The organism is Psychromonas sp. L1A2 (genome assembly GCF_009828855.1).
GTDB lineage: Bacteria > Pseudomonadota > Gammaproteobacteria > Enterobacterales > Psychromonadaceae > Psychromonas.
This window is the reverse complement of the sequence record NZ_WUAG01000001.1, coordinates 1,046,646-1,063,317: the sequence shown is the minus strand read 5'-3', so window position 1 is coordinate 1,063,317 and position 16,672 is coordinate 1,046,646. Positions and strand designations below refer to the sequence as shown.

Here is a 16,672-nt window from a genome sequence, read left to right as displayed (position 1 = left end):
AATTAGTTTAAGAGTAACATCTAAAAGCACTTCTCATTTATCGGAAAAATTGAGAGTTGGATGAGAAACTAAGAATAAAAAGTGGGAAAAAAGAACAAAAAAAACCACTAAGTGAAACACTTAATGGTTTTATCAATACTAACAATATAAAACGATTATGCTGAGCTTTTACCACTCAACGTAATCACTACAGGCGAAATTAAATATTATCGACAGCAGCGTTTAACGTTTTACTTGGGCGCATTGCAGCAGATACTTTAACAGGGTCGGTATGGAAGTAACCACCTAGGTCAACAACAACACCCTGAGCATCGTTAAGCTCTTGAACGATAACTGCTTCATTGCTTAATAGTGACTCTGCTAAAGGTTTGAACTGTGCTTGTAGTTCAGCATCTTTCGTTTGTTCAGCAAGTGCTTCAGCCCAGTACATCGCTAAATAGAAGTGACTACCACGGTTATCTAATTCGCCTACTTTACGTGAAGGAGATTTATCTTCTTTTAAGAATTTACCGTTAGCTACATGCAATGCTTCAGCCAAAATAACTGCTTTTTCATTACCTGTTTTAGCGGCAATATCTTCAATCGAGACAGCCAATGCTAAGAACTCACCTAAAGAATCCCAACGTAAGTGGTTTTCTTCAACAAATTGTTGAACGTGTTTAGGAGCAGAACCACCAGCGCCTGTTTCAAATAAACCACCACCTGCAAGTAATGGAACAATTGAAAGCATTTTAGCACTTGTACCCAACTCTAAAATTGGGAATAAATCTGTTAGGTAATCACGTAATACGTTACCTGTTACAGAGATAGTGTTTTTACCTTCTTTAACACGTTGTAATGAGAACTTACATGCTTCAACAGGCGTTAAGATTTGAATATCTAAACCAGCTGTATCATGATCTTTTAAGTAAGTATTTACTTTTTCGATTAAGTTTTTATCGTGAGCTCGTGCTTCGTCTAACCAGAAAATTGCTGGTTGGCCAGTTGCTTGAGCACGGCTTACTGCTAAACGAACCCAATCACGGATTGGAATGTCTTTAGCTTGACACATGCGCCAGATATCACCTTGCTCAACATCGTGAGACATTAGCGTGTTACCAGCAGAATCAGTTACTTTAACCGTACCCGCTTCAGTGATTTGGAATGTTTTATCATGTGAACCGTATTCTTCAGCTTTTTGAGCCATTAGACCTACGTTTGATACGTTACCCATAGTTGCTGGATCAAAAGCACCATTTTCACGACAGAACTTAATGGTTTCTTCGTAGATACCTGAGTAACAACGATCTGGAATCAATGCTTTAGTATCTTCAAGTTTACCTTCTACATTCCACATTTGACCGCTAGAACGCACCATAGCAGGCATAGAAGCATCGATGATCACATCACTTGGTACGTGTAAGTTAGTGATACCTTTATCAGAATCAACCATTGCTAAGCTTGGACGAGTTGCGTAAACCGCTTGGATATCTGCTTCTACTTCTGCTTTTTTAGCTGCATCGATATTAGCAATCTTAGCGTAAACATCACCTAGACCATTGCGTTCATCAACACCTAACTCTTTAAATAGATCTGCATGTTTAGCAAATACATCTTTAAAATAAACCGTTACTGCGTGACCAAACATGATTGGGTCAGATACTTTCATCATAGTTGCTTTAAGGTGCAGAGAAAGCATGATGTTATTTTCTTTTGCGTCAGTCATTTCTTTTTCGAAGAAATCACGTAGTGCTTTAGCACTCATACGAGATGAATCAATAACTTCATCTTTTAAAACAGGTGTAGATGCTTTTAATACGGTTGTTTGCCCAGCTTTGTTTGTGAATTCAATTTTAACATCGTCATCTTGACCTAATACAACTGATTTCTCAGAGCTGTAGAAATCACCATCAGACATATCAGCAACGTGTGATCTAGACTCTTTAGACCATTTGCCCATACGGTGTGGATGATCTTGTGCGTACTGTTTAACTGCATCAGCAACACGACGGTCAGAGTTACCTTCACGTAATACAGGATTTACTGCACTACCTAATACTTTTGCATAAACCGCTTTTGTTTCTTCTTCTTCAGGGTTTGTTGCTACTTCAGGGTAATCCGGTAATGCAAAACCATGAGATTGTAATTCTTTAATTGCCGCTTGTAGCTGTGGGATAGAGGCACTTACATTCGGCAATTTAATGATGTTTGCTTCTGGTGTTTTTGCTAAATCACCTAATTCTGCTAATGAGTCTGCTTGCTGTTGTGCAGCTGGCAACTTGTAAGAAAAGTTGGCAATAATTCGACCAGCTAAAGAAATGTCACGCGTTTCTACAACAATGTTTGCTGCTTTAGTGAATGCATTAACAATAGGTAAAAGAGAGTGAGTTGCAAGCGCAGGTGCTTCATCTGTTTGTGTATAGATGATCTTTGCTGATTTATCTGTCATTTTATTTCCTTTAACAAAAATTTATGAAGTGAATTAATATCGTTAAAAATGTTATCAAATTGTTACGCATAATAATTACGCGCATATCATATCGAAAAAAACAAAATTATCTAGTTTCATGCCCTTAAGTCATCGATTTAAACGTGATCTTGATCGTTATTTGTGAACTCGTACTTGTTAACATAAAGTAACAAGATGCCGATGGGCTATCGTTTTTGATGTTATAAACATAACATTTAATAAGCAATACTGTCTGCACTATTTATTCTGATACAATAACTCTTTTGACTGCTTTAAGGGCAACAAGTGAATCAATCTCCAATTAAGAAAACCAATAATAAATTTAAAGCAGACTCAACGACAACTAAGCGACCAGGTAAAAAGCCTACTCACTTTAATGTAAAAAAGGCAGCGCATAAAAAGTTTGTACCGAAAAAAGTACTGCCAAAATCGATGCAAAAAGTCGTCTTATTTAACAAACCTTTTGATGTATTAAGTCAATTTACCGATGAAGGTAATGAAGATTCAATGCGAGAAACATTAAAAGACTATATTGATATTCCAAATATCTATGCTGCAGGGCGCTTAGATAGAGATAGCGAAGGTTTATTAGTATTAACCAATGATGGACAACTTCAGTCTGAGATTACCCAACCAGGTAAAAAAACAGAAAAAACTTACTGGGTACAAGTTGAAGGGGCACCAAGCGAAGCTGATTTAGATAAGTTACGTCAAGGTGTGAAGTTAAAAGATGGTATGACCATGCCTGCAAAAGTGAAAATAATGGATAACCCAGATATTTGGGAACGTTACCCGCCTATCCGTGAACGCGCTAACATTCCAACGACATGGTTAAGCATTACGATTTCTGAAGGTCGTAACCGTCAAGTTCGACGTATGACAGCAAATATTGGTTTTCCAACATTACGCTTGATTCGTTATTCGATTGGAGAATGGACAATTAAAGGCTTAGCAAACGGTACTTATACGGTCCTTAAAAATACTTAACGCATGGTTAGCTTTGTCTTAACTAAATTAAGTTAAGTTAAGTCACATGAACAATAACGATGCCTTGAAATCAATCATCGTTATTGTTTATTGCGATTAAGTGCAGTTTATATATTACAAAGGCTTAATTTCATAAACCCATAATCAATAAAGCGTTTGTGTAAAGCAGATAGGTGTATTTGGTTAGAAAATGCTTGCGTATAAAAAGCTTGATGGCTTTGTAATGCTAAGTCACTGACCTCTTTTTCAAGCTTTAATAACTTTTGCACTCGCATTGCAATTGCCTCTCCAGAATCCACTAAACAAATAGAACGTGTAAAACACGCTGATATTTCTTGTTTAAGTAAAGGGAAATGAGTGCAGCCTAAGACTAACGTGTCGGGCATATTTTCTTCATCTTTAATCCAAGGTGCCAATATTTCTTCAAAATCACTTTGCAGTAAAAATTTTCCCATTAATTTATCTTCAGCTAACTTTACCAATTTCGTTGAGCCAATGCGTAGCACCGTTTTATCAGCAGCAAACTCATTGATTAAAGCCGTGGTATAAACGCGTTCAATGGTGCCTGGTGTTGCTAATAACCCAATGATATTGTTGTTGGTAACTAAGGTTGCAGGCTTAATAGCAGGGACGACACCAACGATAGGAATAGAAAAGTGTTGGCGTAAATCTTCAAGTGCAATGGTACTGGCTGAGTTACAAGCAATAACAATCAAGTCAGTGGGGTATTCTTTTATAAAATCAGTGAGTAATTGTGTAATGCGCTTGATTAGTTTTTCTCTTGGTAACTCGCCATAAGGAAAATAAGCATTATCAAACAAATAATGACATTTGATTGTAGGATTAACTTTGATGATCTGTTCATAAACCGATAAGCCCCCCACTCCAGAATCAAATATAAGCACTCGTTTAGCTGACATATCACTGCTTCCTAAGTAAAAAAAAGTATTTTAGCCTGTAATCCAAGAAGAAAGAAATAAAATAATCAACTAGATAGCACACAGAAATACCATGACATTCTGTTTTCACTAGCCAAGTTCTACTGCCTGCTTTAGAATGCCCCTCCATTTATATGCTATTGATTGAATAGTGACATACAGATTTAGAATACAGAGGTAATAATGAGCTTAGAATTTGTTGATCCGGACAATTATGAATCACAATTAGACGCTAAAAAAGAGCAATTTACACAACTCTTTTCAACCTTTGAACTACCTGAATTAGATTGTTTTGCTTCAGAAAAACAACATTACCGTATGCGTAGTCAATTTCGTGTTTGGCATGAAGATGAAGATCTATATTTTTACATGACAGATCAAGAAACGCGTCAACGTATTCGTGTTGAACAATTCTTACCAGCAAGCACCTTAATTAATAAATTAATGCCTATGCTAGTTGAAGAGTTAAAGATCTCTCCTATCCTACGTTTTAAGTTATTCCAAGCTAACTTTTTATCGAGCTTGAGTGGCGAAATCATGGTCAGTTTGCTTTATCACAAAGTGTTAGATGACGAATGGTTAACTGCAATAAAAGCCTTAAAAGAACGTTTATCTGAACACTTCACCATCAATATCATTGGCCGAGCAAGACGTCAGAAGTTTATTGTTGATAATGATTTCGTGATTGAAAAGCTAGAGGTTGATGGACAACAATTAATCTATCAGCAAGTTGAAAATAGTTTTACACAACCGAATGCTAAAGTGTCTGTAGATATGTTGGAATGGGCCATTGATTGTACGCGTGATAGTGAAGGTGATTTATTAGAGCTGTATTGTGGTAATGGTAACTTCTCGTTAGCGCTCGCTAAAAACTTTAACCGCGTGTTAGCAACCGAAGTATCAACACCCTCAGTTAATTCAGCACAATTTAATATTGCTGCAAACAATATAGATAACGTAACCATCGTGCGTATGTCTGCAGAAGAGTTTACGCAGGCCATTAATGGTGTTCGTGAGTTTAATCGTTTAAAAGAGAAGAATGTTGAGTTATCTAGCTACCAATGCAACACTATTTTTGTTGATCCACCGCGTGCAGGTTTAGATGATGACACAGTTAAAATGGTACAGCAGTACGAGAACATAATGTATATCAGCTGTAACCCTGAAACATTAAAAGATAACCTAGAAGTCTTTACTCAAACTCATGACATTAAGAAGTTTTCTCTGTTTGATCAATTCCCTTACACACACCACACTGAAGCGGGTGTATTCTTAGTCAGAAAATAAAGTACTAGAAAGAAAGAGCTAAAGCAAAATAATAGCGCTAAACGTAAAAGGAGCTCAATATGCAAATATTGAGCTCCTTTGTTTTAAACTGAAATAAAAGCGATATCGCTTAACTCGTCGCTAAATGCTTATTAAAGAAGTCGATACTTCTTTCCCAAGCGAGGTCAGCCATGGTTGGCACATAACGCGCTGTCGAGTCATTATGGAAGCCGTGGTTAGCTTTTTCATACATAAACATTTCATAATCAACATTGTATTTTTTCAAATCAGCTTCATATTCAGGCCAGTAGGCATTAACTCTTTTATCAAGTTCAGCTAATTGAATTAATAATGGTGCTTTAATATTTTTTCTTAGCTCAGAAGCAGCCGGTGTTCCGTAAAATGGGACCCCTGCATCCAATGTTTCAGGTATCGTTGCAGCTAGCATGTTAACAATATAGCCACCAAAACAGAAACCAACAGCACCTAACTTACCGTTACTTTGCGGGTGCTCTTTTAAAAATGATGCTGCAGCAATAAAATCTTGCTCTATTTTCACTTTATCAAGTGACTTTTGCATCACCTTACCTTCATCATCATTACCTGGATAACCACCTAATGGATACAATGCATCCGGTGCAAATGCGATAAACCCAGCTTTTGCTAAACGACGCGCTACATCTTTAATATAAGGATTTAAACCACGGTTTTCATGAATAACTAATACAACCGGTAATTTACCATCCACTTTTTTAGGTGTAACAAAGTAACCTTGCCCTTCACCATGGCCATTTGGCGATGAGAACTTCTCATAAGTAGCGGTAATATCAGCATCATTAAATGAAATTTGCTCTGCTAATGCATAGTTAGGAGATAAAGCAGTAGAAAGTGTTGCTAACGTAATACCTGCTCCAGCAATGCCCGCAAGTCTTCTCAAAAAAGTACGTCGATCAATATCTCCATGTGCGTATTCATCATACCAATCAAAAGCTTCTTGAGGAATCTGCACTGTATTTTGTTCTTCTGTTCCTGATGTTAACTGCGGTGATTGTTGCTGCATAGGGTTAGTCATATTAACACTCTCATTATTAAACGTTACGGACATTATTAAATGCTATGGAAATAAAAAGGAAAAACGATCGTTCAAAAGATAGCTATTTTTTAAACAACTGTAAATCAAATAATAACCATTAAAATAATAAGTGAAATTGGAATTTAGGACAAAATCATGATTCATTATCTTTGAAGGTAGCTATTTATATGGGGTTTACAAGGCAAACAATGAACAGGAATAATAATAAGGTATTTTCAAAAGAGACTAATTAACTTGAATATGTGACCTAAAGCGTATGCAGAACCAGTAAGTTTGAGGAAGAAATAGTTTTAAATGGTGATCATTTTTACAACGTAGATAATAAAGTTGTAGTCGAATTAATAGCAAAATTAATGCCACAGAAATAGATTATTTTACCAACAAAATGAAAACGACTATTTGCCGTCGTTAGTATTAATCGCTTTAATATAAGACCCAACGACAGTGACATCATATTGCGCTTGTATTTCTGTTAACGCAGCAGAAATATGCGCATCTTCTTGGTGTCCATCAATATCAATAAAGAAATGGTAATTACCAATTTGAGAACGTGTAGGACGTGACATTATCGAGGTTAAATTCACTTTTTGTAACGCAAAAGCACTCACAATATTACCCAAAACACCGGGACAATCTTGCTTGTTATTAACAACTAGCGTGGTTTTATACTCTTTACCTTGAATACGCGCTTGTGCTGTTTCAGAGAGCACTAAAAAACGCGTTTGGTTATTCCTGTAATTGGTAACATCATTATCGATTAGCTTTGCATCACTTGCTTGTGACAATGCATGTTGCGGAATAATCGCTCCAGCTGTTTTACCTTTTTTCTGTGCGAGTACCAAAGACTCAATATTACTTTGTGTCATGTGGATCTGTACACCTTCCAAACCATTAATAAATTCAGAACATTGCCCATGTGCCACAAATTGAACATATAAATCGGTTAGCTCAGTTAACTCTTCACAAAACCCAACAAACGAAAATTGGATTGGTAGTAATAACTCAGAAATAACTGAGAGTTTAGTATCAAGCAGTTGATCTAATACGACTTGTACGTAACCTTCCGATAAATTCTCAATCGGTAATACGCCTAATTGACAATCTTGACCAATGGCTTCAAAGGTTTGTGATAAAGTAGCATAATATTGAATATGTGTTGTTTGTAGAGGTTCTTTAGCTTGTATGGCTTGAATATACTGCTTAGTCGCGAGATCAGAGAATGTATCTTTAGGGCCAAGTGTTGCAATGTTAAGCATAAAGTACCGAGTTGATGATGTTACAGAAAGGAATAAAAAAGGTGAGCCAAAGCTCACCTAATCAAATTATTGCTAATTAGAAATCCATATTAGTTTTGAGTTTCTTCAATGCATTAGCTTCTAACTGACGTACACGTTCAGCTGAAATATCATATCGAGCAGCTAAGTCATGCAATGTCGCCTTTGGCTCACTTAACCAACGAGAACTTAAAATATCTTGGCTACGTGCATCTAACGTTGATAATGCTGAATACAATTTATTTTTTGTATGAGACTCTGTATTTTCTTGCTCAATTTGCGTTTCTACACTTGCACTTTTATCTTCAAGATAATGCATTGGCGCGAAATTGTTATCGTCATCATCATTAACACTTAAATCAAATGAATGATCTTGTGCATTTAAACGTGATTCCATTTCAAGTACATCTTTAGTACTTACATTTAAGTCTTCTGCTACCGCTTCAACTTCTTCTTTTTTAAACCAGCCTAAACGTTTTTTAGATTTACGAAGGTTAAAGAACAATTTACGTTGTGCTTTAGTAGTCGCAATTTTAACTACACGCCAATTACGAATAACGTATTCATGAATTTCAGCTTTAATCCAGTGCACAGCAAAAGATACAAGACGCACACCCACAGTTGGGTCAAAGCGTTTAACTGCTTTCATTAAGCCTACATTACCTTCTTGAATTAAATCAGCTTGTGCTAAACCATAACCGGCATAGCTTTTAGCAATATAAGCCACAAAACGAAGATGTGACATTACTAATTTTTTAGCTGCTTCTAAATCACCTTGATAAAATAGACGTTCTGCTAACTCTTTTTCTTCTTCAGCACTTAGCTTAGAGAATGAGTTTACAGATTGAACATAGGCTCCAATACTTCCTTGAGGAACGATACTCATTGAATTTATTGTTTCACTCATGATTCACCTTTGAATTACTATAGGTTTAGATAATAAATGTTCTGTTATAAAGATAACAATTTATTATACAGTAGCAAACAGAAAAGAAAAATACATTAACTAATGTATTAAGGTTAACTCGCTATCAAAAAATTTAAATAGCACTTTCTTTCAAGTTTACGTTTTACATAACGAGATAACCAGTATTGTCCTAATACATGATGTTGAAAAACATCCCTGAAATGCAAAGAATTGATGCGCATAATTTGACCATCATATAGGTCGAAAGTTCCATAAGCAATCAATCGTCCATCAAGACGTATGACAAGAATTTCCTTACAGTCGGCCGTTAGATCAATTAATTTCATTTCTTTTTGAAAGGCCATTTGCTCTTGAATAAGAACTTGGCAAGTAGGCGACGAGATTGGTAACAACTTAATATCAACAATTTTCATAAAATACCTGAAATCAAATCTTCCCAAGGAAATCCCGTGAAGTAGATCACATAATACATACAAAAAAAAAGAGATCAAGCTTGATCTCTTCAATTTATAAGTGCATAAGGTTGGCTATCGTTTATTCAAATATCATCTTTAAAAGTGACTTAAATTATTGGGGTTCTATCGTGACAAGATATTGCTTCACTGAAATAAACGAAGCAATTAGTCCTAATAATGCACTTGTCACCAATAATATAATTGTTCCATCAAAACTGAGTGATACCAATTCAAAGTTAGCTTGATAAAGATCCGTTAAATTCATCACGCCAGACTCTAACCAAATCACCAGCACAAAAGAAAATAACCAAGCAATAACACCTCCTAAGAAACCATACCAGGCACCTATATATAAATAAGGTAATTGAATAAAGCTATTAGTCGCACCAACTAGTTTTAATACTTCAATTTCGGCACGTTGGTTAAGAATATTCAAACGAATAGTATTACTCACGATTAGCAGTACTGATAGTAGTAACAATGTCGCAATACCTATCACCACATCAACTATTAAATAGAAAATAGCCTGTAGCTTTTCTATCCAATCAATATCAACTCGGACTAAATCAATATCTTGTTCACGCTCTAGCTTAGCCACTAATAGCTTATTTCCAGCGGTATTCATTGCCTCTTTAACAGGAATAACAACGAGCACTGCAGGTAATGGGTTTTCATCTAGATAGTTTAATGCCTTTGAAAACCCTGACATTTCTTTAAACTCTTCTAATGCTTGATGACGAGAAATGTAAGTGACCGTTTCAATATCTTTATATAAGCCAAGTTTATTAATCAGTACTTGTACTCTTTCATCTGATATATCTTTTTTCAAAAAAAGACTAATTTCAGAAGCACTGTCCCATTGTCCACTAACACGCTCTACATTTTTATAAACCACATGAAAAACAGTCGGTAAGGAAAGTGCAATACCGAGTACAAAAATAGTCATTAATGTAGCAAAAGGTGTTTTCCATAATTCAAAAAAACTATTTGATAACTGATGTATATGCTGACCAAGTGATGCTTTAACACGGCCAAAAAAAGAAACTTTATTAATTTTTGGAGAACCTGACAGCTTTCTTTTTGCATCCATTGAATTACGCATTACGATCCCTTAATAAGCCATCATTAATCATATCGCCTTCACGTAGCGTTAATGTGCGATAACGCATCTTAGCAATCAGTCCTAAATCATGTGTTGCAATAAGTACAGACATGCCAAATTGATTTAACGACTCAAATAAAGTCAAAATTTCTAATGATAATTTAGGATCCAAATTACCCGTAGGTTCATCAGCTAATAGTAATGGAGGTTGATTGATAATTGCACGTGCAATACCAACACGTTGTTGTTCACCGCCTGATAAGTTAATAGGAAAAGAATGCTCTTTACCTGTCAAACCTACTTTATCTAATGCAGCTAAACTACGACGTCTTATTTCAAAGCTACTATACCCTTCAATTAATAAAGGTAAGCCTACATTATCAAGTACCGTACGGTTCATTAATAAACGATGATCTTGAAAAATCATACCAATGTGACGACGTAGATAAGGAATATCATTACCTTTAATATGACTGATATCATTACCGTTTAAAACAATGCGACCTGTTGTTGGACGTTCCATTAAGCTAACTAACTTTAATAGTGTACTTTTACCAGAGCCTGAGTGACCGGTTAAAAAAGCCATTTCACCTTGTTTTAAATGAAAATCTACTTTATTTAAAGCAATTTGATCATCGCCATAAATTTTGCTGACTTCTTCAAATAATATCATTATCTAATTTTACCTTGTTATGATTCATCTTCTTTAGAAAAAAGAGCATCAATAAACTCTTTAGCATTAAACTCCCTTAAATCATCAATACCTTCACCGACACCAATATAACGAATTGGAAGTTTGAATTGATCGGCGATAGAGAAGATAATACCGCCTTTTGCCGTTCCGTCTAACTTAGTAAATGTTACGCCAGTTAAACCAACAGCCTGATTAAATAACTTAACCTGACTAATGGCGTTTTGACCTGTACCAGCATCAATGGTTAACATTATTTCATGTGGCGCAGTTGCATCTTTTTTACGCATAATACGCACAACTTTTGCAAGCTCTCCCATCAAATGCTCTTTGTTTTGTAAGCGACCAGCGGTATCTGCAATCAACACATCTGCACCACGAGCTTGAGCTGCATCCATTGCATCAAACAATACTGATGCACTATCGGCACCTGTTTGCTGAGCAATAACTGGGATATTATTACGGTCGCCCCATACTTGTAACTGCTCAACAGCGGCTGCACGGAATGTATCTCCGGCAGCAAGCATCACTGACTTACCTTCGCTTTGATATTTTTTAGCGAGTTTACCGATAGTCGTAGTTTTACCAACACCGTTTACCCCTACCATTAAAATAACGTAAGGTTTTTTAGTTTCGTCAATAACTAAAGGCTGCTCAACTTTTTCTAAGATATCAGACAAATCTTTTTTCAATAATTCATAAAGTACTTCTGCATCTTTTAATTGTTTTCTATCCGCATGATCCGTTAAGTTTTGAATAATACGTAATGTTGTTTCAACACCAATATCGGCTACAATAAGTTGCTCTTCTAACTCTTCAAATAAATCATCATCGATTTTTTTACCTTTGAATAAAGATAATAAACCACTACCAATACTAAGACGTGTTCTCTTTAGACTATGTGCAAAACGTGCAAAAAAACCAAGTTTCTTGGTTTCTTCAGATTCTTCAGGCTCTTCGACTACTACGGGCGCTACTTCTGTTTCAGTCTCAACTTCTTCATTAGCATCTTGTTCTACTTGTTGACGTGCTAGCTCAGCATTTCGTTGCGCTTCTTGATAAGCAGCTCGAGCTTTAGCAGCTTGCTCTTTAGCGGCTAATTCTGCTTGTTCACGTGCTAACAAATCAGCATGATTTTGTGCTTCTTCGGCTGCCGCTTTTTCTTGTGCGGCCAGTTCTGCTTGCTCTTTTGCTAATAAAGCAGCAACTTGTTTAGCCTCTTCAGCGACTTGCTCTTTAGCCGCTAATTCTGCTTGTTTGCGAGCGAATATTTCAACTTGCTTTTGTGCTTCTTCAGCAGCTGCTTTTTCTCGAGCGGCTATTTCTGCTTGCTCACGAGCTTCTAATTCAGCTTGCTTTTGCGCTTCTTCAGCAGCCGCTTTTTCTCTTGCAGCTATTTCTGCTTGCTCACGTGCTTCTAATTCAGCTTGTTTTTGCGCTTCTTCAGCAGCTGCTTTTTCTCGAGCGGCTATTTCTGCTTGCTCACGAGCTTCTAATTCAGCTTGCTTTTGCGCTTCTTCAGCAGCCGCTTTTTCTCTTGCAGCTATTTCTGCTTGCTCACGAGCTTCTAATTCAGCTTGCTTTTTCGCTTCTTCAGCAGCCGCTTTTTGTTGTGCAGCTATTTCAGCCTGCTCGCGTGCCAATAACTCAGCTTGTTGCTGGGCTTCTTCGGCGACCGCCTTTTCCCGAGCAACTATTTCAGCCTGCTCGCGAGCTTCTAACTCAGCTTGTTGTTGGGCTTCTTCAGCAGCCGCTTTTTCAGCCTGCTCACGAACTAATAATTCAGCTTCTTCTTGCTCAGTTTTCTTCGCTGGTTTTTTAGAAAACCATGAAAACAATCCTTTCTTCTTAGACATTAATTAAAAACCTTACTAACAACCTGTTTACCCTGCTAAAATAGCAAGCGTATTGAACTGCTATATTAACACTATTGCTTGCCGGACTAAAAATAATATGCGTAAAAATCAACGTGCTTCAACCCAAGAAAAAAGCAGAAAGCCAACTAGTGACGGATTTATCCGCTTAATCTCTGGTCAATGGCGAGGAAAAAAATTACCCGTTAAAGATAAACAAGGTTTACGTCCAACAACCGATCGAACAAAAGAAACTCTTTTTAATTGGTTAATGCATGATATTCGAGATGCAAACTGCTTAGATTGTTTTAGTGGTAGTGGCAGTTTAGGCTTTGAAGCTTTATCTCGTTACTGTAAATATTGCACTTTTTTAGAACTCGATAAGCAAGTCGCGAATCAATTACAGAGCAATATAAATACGCTTAAAGTTGAAAACGCGCAAGTTATTCAAGGTGACTCTTTAAAATATTTAACACAGCCTGCTGCTCAACAACATAATGTGGTATTTGTAGACCCGCCATTTAATTTAGGTTTAGCTCAACCTTGTATTGAACAATTAGAGTCTCAAGGTCATTTAGCGGATCCTTGCCTGATTTATGTCGAAATAGAAAATACATTAACCACGCTAACAACACCTGACAATTGGGAACTATTAAAAGAAAAAACATCAGGTCAAGTTAGTTACCAATTATTTAGCAGAGGTAAATCATGAAGTACTTTATTCCCTTTGCTAAAGCGTTAATGATCATTATTTGGGGGCTATTAATTGCTAACTTATTTTTTCCTTTCCCTGGTAAAGCCGCTCTCGCCTTTTACTTTTTATTGGCTTTTGTAGTAGCCATGCATGCCATCCAACTATTAGTTATTTATGGTGCATTCGCTGAAAAACTAACATTAACTAAAAAAGAAGGATTGGCTATTTTCTTTTTTGGTGTGTTTAAAATGTGGCAGTTAAAAGACCGATTAAATTAGTCTTTTTTGGAGTGTTCTTTGAAAACTAAAAAGGGTGAACATTTATATGTTCACCCTTTTTTAATGAAGTAGATTGAGGCCATGGCGTTAATGTATTTAGCACTGACTCAGCTATTTAAACCTGCTCTGCAATTTATAACTTATTAAATCCACTCAGCTATTTAACCCGCTCAGCTATTTTAACTATTAACCCCACTCCGCTATTTTTATTTATTGTGCCCATTCAATGATGCCATCTACTTTTTTGCCATCTTCACTTACCACTAGCCATTTAATGTGCTTTTCACGCATTAGCTCTTCAGCTTCAGTTAAACGTGCAGATGCTGAAATTAAACGAGGTGTTGAATTCATTAAGTGTGACGCTTGGCTATCAACAATACTTTCACCCGCGATTAAGAATCGTCGAACATCACCATCAGTAATAACACCTTGTAAGTTCTCGCCATCTAACACTAATGCTAACCCAGTACGAGTTTCAGTCATCACCATTAACACATCAGTTACTGATGTGTCAGCAGAAACAATTGGTAAATTATCACTACGCATTTCATCGCGAACGAAGGTTAATAACCGCTTACCTAAGCTACCTCCAGGATGAAAACGAGCAAAGTCCATTGGACTAAAATCTTTTTCTAAGGTTAAAGTATTTGCTAAAGCATCACCAATGACTAAAGTGAGTGTTGTTGATGTACTTGGCGCTAAATTATTTGGACAGGTTTCCTTTTCCACACTCGCATCTAATACAACATCTGAATGTTTAGCTAACGTAGAATGTTTACCACCGGTAATCGAAATTATTTTATTACCGAAATGCTGTAACGAAGGAATTATTTTTAATAGTTCATCTGTTTCACCACTGTATGAAATCAGCAATAACACATCATCTTTAGTCACCATGCCTAAATCACCATGAAAAGCTTCACCTGGGTGCATGAAAAATGATGGCGTACCAACAGATGCAAGTGTTGCTGCGATTTTAGTACCGATGTGTCCTGATTTCCCCATACCACAAACGATCACTCGTCCTTGGCAGTTTTTCATTAATGATAAAGCTTGTAAGTAAGGTTCACCGACCAATTTACTATGTGCGCTAATTGCTGCACTTTGTACTTCAAATACGGTTTGAACTTCTTTTAATAATTGAGACTCAGGTAATGAAAAACGAGACATGAAACGTCCTTTATATAAGAGGAAAGGTAATAAAAGAGGAATTGGTCGGTATGAGAAGATTCGAACTTCTGACCCCTGACACCCCATGACAGTGCGCTACCAAGCTGCGCTACATACCGATGGCCATAATTTTAATTAATTACCATCAAGTTGCAACAAAAAAGTCACGCATTTATTAGAGCTCTAAAATAAACAAGCATAGTTACAGAATAAATAAGGCATTCTTTTTTTGCTAAAAAAATACCCGCAAGTAAGCGGGTATTTTTAATGTTTATCTTTCAGCTTAATGCTGATTATAGACAGTCGAATTCTACTAAAGTTTCAACTTCAGCATCATAGTCAACACCATCGAGACCAAAACCAAATAGTTGTAAAAACTCATCTTTGTAATCTTGGTAGTCTGTTAATTCAAACAGGTTTTCAGTAGTAATTTGTGGCCATAAGTCAGTACATGCTTGTTGTACTTCATCACGAAGTTCCCAATCATCAAGACGTAAACGACGCGCTTCATCTGTTGTAGGAGCTGAACCATCAGCTTTGAATAATTGTGTTGTGAATAGACGGTGGATCTGTTCCATACAACCTTCATGTAAGCCTTTTTCTTTCATGATTCTAAAGACCATTGAAAGGTATAGAGGCATCACTGGAATAGCAGAACTTGCTTGTGTTACAACACTTTTTTGTACTGAAACATAAGCTTCGCCACTTAAAGATGCTAATTGAGCTTGAATAGCAGTAGAAGCACGGTCTAAATCTAATTTTGCTTTACCTAATGCGCCATTCCAGTAGATAGGCCATGTTAATTCTGTACCAATGTAAGAGTAAGCAACGGTTTTAACACCTTCAGCTAATACACCAGCATCTGCTAGCGCATTGATCCAAAGTTCCCAATCTTGTCCGCCCATAACAGTAACAGTATTCGCCACTTCTTCTTCTGTTGCAGGCTCGACTGATGCTTCAATGATCACGTCTTTGTTAGTATCGATAGCAGTTGAAGTGTAAGTTTCGCCAATTGGTTTTAGACTTGAACGAATCACTTCACCTGTCTCTGGTAATTTACGCACAGGCGCTGCAACTGAATAGATGATTGCATCGATTTGACCTAAGTCAGCTTTGATTGTATCGATAACAAGTTGCTTTGTTTCATTCGAGAATGCATCGCCATTAACACTTTTAGCGTATAGACCATCTTCTTTAGCTTGTTTTTCAAATGCAGCACTGTTGTACCAACCTGCAGAACCTGGTTTACGATCGGTTGCTGGTTTCTCAAAAAACACACCGATTGTTGAAGCATCGCTTCCGTATGCAGCAGCAATACGAGATGACATGCCGTAACCTGCAGAAGAACCAATCACTAATACACGTTTAGGGCCTTTTTCAATTTTGCCTTGTTTTTTAGTGTATTCAATTTGTGCTTGAATGTTTTTTTCACAACCCGTTGGGTGTGTAGTTGTACAAATAAAGCCACGAATCTTTGGTTTAATGATCATATTA

At 36.7% G+C, this 16,672-nt stretch carries 15 protein-coding genes and 1 tRNA gene; 4 read left to right on the top strand and 12 right to left on the bottom strand.

Going from position 1 to position 16,672, the window contains the following annotated elements; translation table 11 throughout:
* Positions 1 to 199: 199 nt before the first annotated feature.
* Positions 200 to 2,428: an NADP-dependent isocitrate dehydrogenase gene (locus GQR59_RS04680; RefSeq protein ID WP_160060906.1), complete on the bottom strand. Its 2,229-nt coding sequence runs from the start codon at positions 2,426 to 2,428 to the stop codon at positions 200 to 202.
* Between the two features lie 306 nt (positions 2,429 to 2,734).
* Here GQR59_RS04680 and GQR59_RS04675 point away from each other — a divergent pair, with 306 nt between their 5' ends.
* On the top strand, positions 2,735 to 3,436 hold the full coding sequence (locus GQR59_RS04675) for a pseudouridine synthase (RefSeq protein WP_442966178.1): 702 nt from the start codon (positions 2,735 to 2,737) through the stop codon (positions 3,434 to 3,436).
* A 107-nt stretch (positions 3,437 to 3,543) separates the two neighbouring features.
* Here the strand turns inward: GQR59_RS04675 and murI are convergent, their stop codons facing one another.
* Positions 3,544 to 4,356 (bottom strand): glutamate racemase, encoded by an 813-nt coding sequence (murI, locus tag GQR59_RS04670; RefSeq protein WP_160060905.1) that lies wholly within the window; start codon positions 4,354 to 4,356, stop codon positions 3,544 to 3,546.
* A 201-nt stretch (positions 4,357 to 4,557) separates the two neighbouring features.
* Here murI and trmA point away from each other — a divergent pair, with 201 nt between their 5' ends.
* A complete protein-coding gene (gene trmA, locus GQR59_RS04665; protein ID WP_160060904.1) occupies positions 4,558 to 5,661 on the top strand; it encodes a tRNA (uridine(54)-C5)-methyltransferase TrmA in 1,104 nt (367 codons plus the stop codon).
* A gap of 109 nt (positions 5,662 to 5,770) precedes the next feature.
* Here the strand turns inward: trmA and GQR59_RS04660 are convergent, their stop codons facing one another.
* The 7 genes from GQR59_RS04660 to ftsY form a co-directional block, all read right to left on the bottom strand.
* On the bottom strand, positions 5,771 to 6,700 hold the full coding sequence (locus GQR59_RS04660; RefSeq protein WP_160062408.1) for a dienelactone hydrolase family protein: 930 nt from the start codon (positions 6,698 to 6,700) through the stop codon (positions 5,771 to 5,773).
* Between the two features lie 428 nt (positions 6,701 to 7,128).
* The gene (locus GQR59_RS04655; protein ID WP_160060903.1) at positions 7,129 to 7,989 is read right to left on the bottom strand and encodes a prephenate dehydratase; all 861 of its coding nucleotides are present in this window, start codon (positions 7,987 to 7,989) and stop codon (positions 7,129 to 7,131) included.
* Positions 7,990 to 8,065: 76 nt separating this feature from the next.
* Entirely contained in the window at positions 8,066 to 8,914 is an 849-nt protein-coding gene (gene rpoH / locus GQR59_RS04650) for an RNA polymerase sigma factor RpoH (RefSeq protein ID WP_160060902.1), read from the bottom strand.
* 113 nt (positions 8,915 to 9,027) lie between these two features.
* Positions 9,028 to 9,348, bottom strand: a complete 321-nt coding sequence (locus tag GQR59_RS04645; RefSeq protein WP_160060901.1) for a hypothetical protein — start codon at positions 9,346 to 9,348, stop codon at positions 9,028 to 9,030.
* 154 nt (positions 9,349 to 9,502) lie between these two features.
* Positions 9,503 to 10,492 carry a permease-like cell division protein FtsX gene (ftsX, locus tag GQR59_RS04640; protein WP_160060900.1) on the bottom strand — a complete coding sequence of 330 codons (990 nt, stop codon included), beginning with the start codon at positions 10,490 to 10,492 and terminating at the stop codon, positions 9,503 to 9,505.
* A complete protein-coding gene (gene ftsE, locus GQR59_RS04635) occupies positions 10,485 to 11,165 on the bottom strand; it encodes a cell division ATP-binding protein FtsE (protein ID WP_160060899.1) in 681 nt (226 codons plus the stop codon). The genes ftsX and ftsE overlap by 8 nt, the downstream gene beginning before the upstream one ends.
* 17 nt (positions 11,166 to 11,182) lie before the next feature.
* The gene (gene ftsY, locus GQR59_RS04630) at positions 11,183 to 13,039 is read right to left on the bottom strand and encodes a signal recognition particle-docking protein FtsY (RefSeq protein WP_160060898.1); all 1,857 of its coding nucleotides are present in this window, start codon (positions 13,037 to 13,039) and stop codon (positions 11,183 to 11,185) included.
* A gap of 97 nt (positions 13,040 to 13,136) precedes the next feature.
* Here ftsY and rsmD point away from each other — a divergent pair, with 97 nt between their 5' ends.
* Together rsmD and GQR59_RS04620 are read left to right on the top strand one after the other, a co-directional pair.
* Positions 13,137 to 13,748: a 16S rRNA (guanine(966)-N(2))-methyltransferase RsmD gene (rsmD, locus tag GQR59_RS04625; protein WP_160060897.1), complete on the top strand. Its 612-nt coding sequence runs from the start codon at positions 13,137 to 13,139 to the stop codon at positions 13,746 to 13,748.
* Positions 13,745 to 14,008 (top strand): DUF1145 domain-containing protein, encoded by a 264-nt coding sequence (locus tag GQR59_RS04620; protein WP_160060896.1) that lies wholly within the window; start codon positions 13,745 to 13,747, stop codon positions 14,006 to 14,008. The genes rsmD and GQR59_RS04620 overlap by 4 nt, the downstream gene beginning before the upstream one ends.
* A gap of 210 nt (positions 14,009 to 14,218) precedes the next feature.
* On the opposite strand, the gene GQR59_RS04615 is transcribed toward GQR59_RS04620, so the two are convergent.
* From GQR59_RS04615 to fabV, 3 genes are all read right to left on the bottom strand, one after another.
* Complete coding sequence (locus tag GQR59_RS04615; RefSeq protein ID WP_160060895.1) at positions 14,219 to 15,178, bottom strand: KpsF/GutQ family sugar-phosphate isomerase; 960 nt, start codon at positions 15,176 to 15,178, stop codon at positions 14,219 to 14,221.
* A gap of 42 nt (positions 15,179 to 15,220) precedes the next feature.
* Positions 15,221 to 15,297 (bottom strand) — tRNA-Pro (locus GQR59_RS04610).
* Between the two features lie 174 nt (positions 15,298 to 15,471).
* On the bottom strand, positions 15,472 to 16,668 hold the full coding sequence (gene fabV / locus GQR59_RS04605; RefSeq protein ID WP_160060894.1) for an enoyl-ACP reductase FabV: 1,197 nt from the start codon (positions 16,666 to 16,668) through the stop codon (positions 15,472 to 15,474).
* Between the last annotated feature and the right edge of the window lie 4 nt (positions 16,669 to 16,672).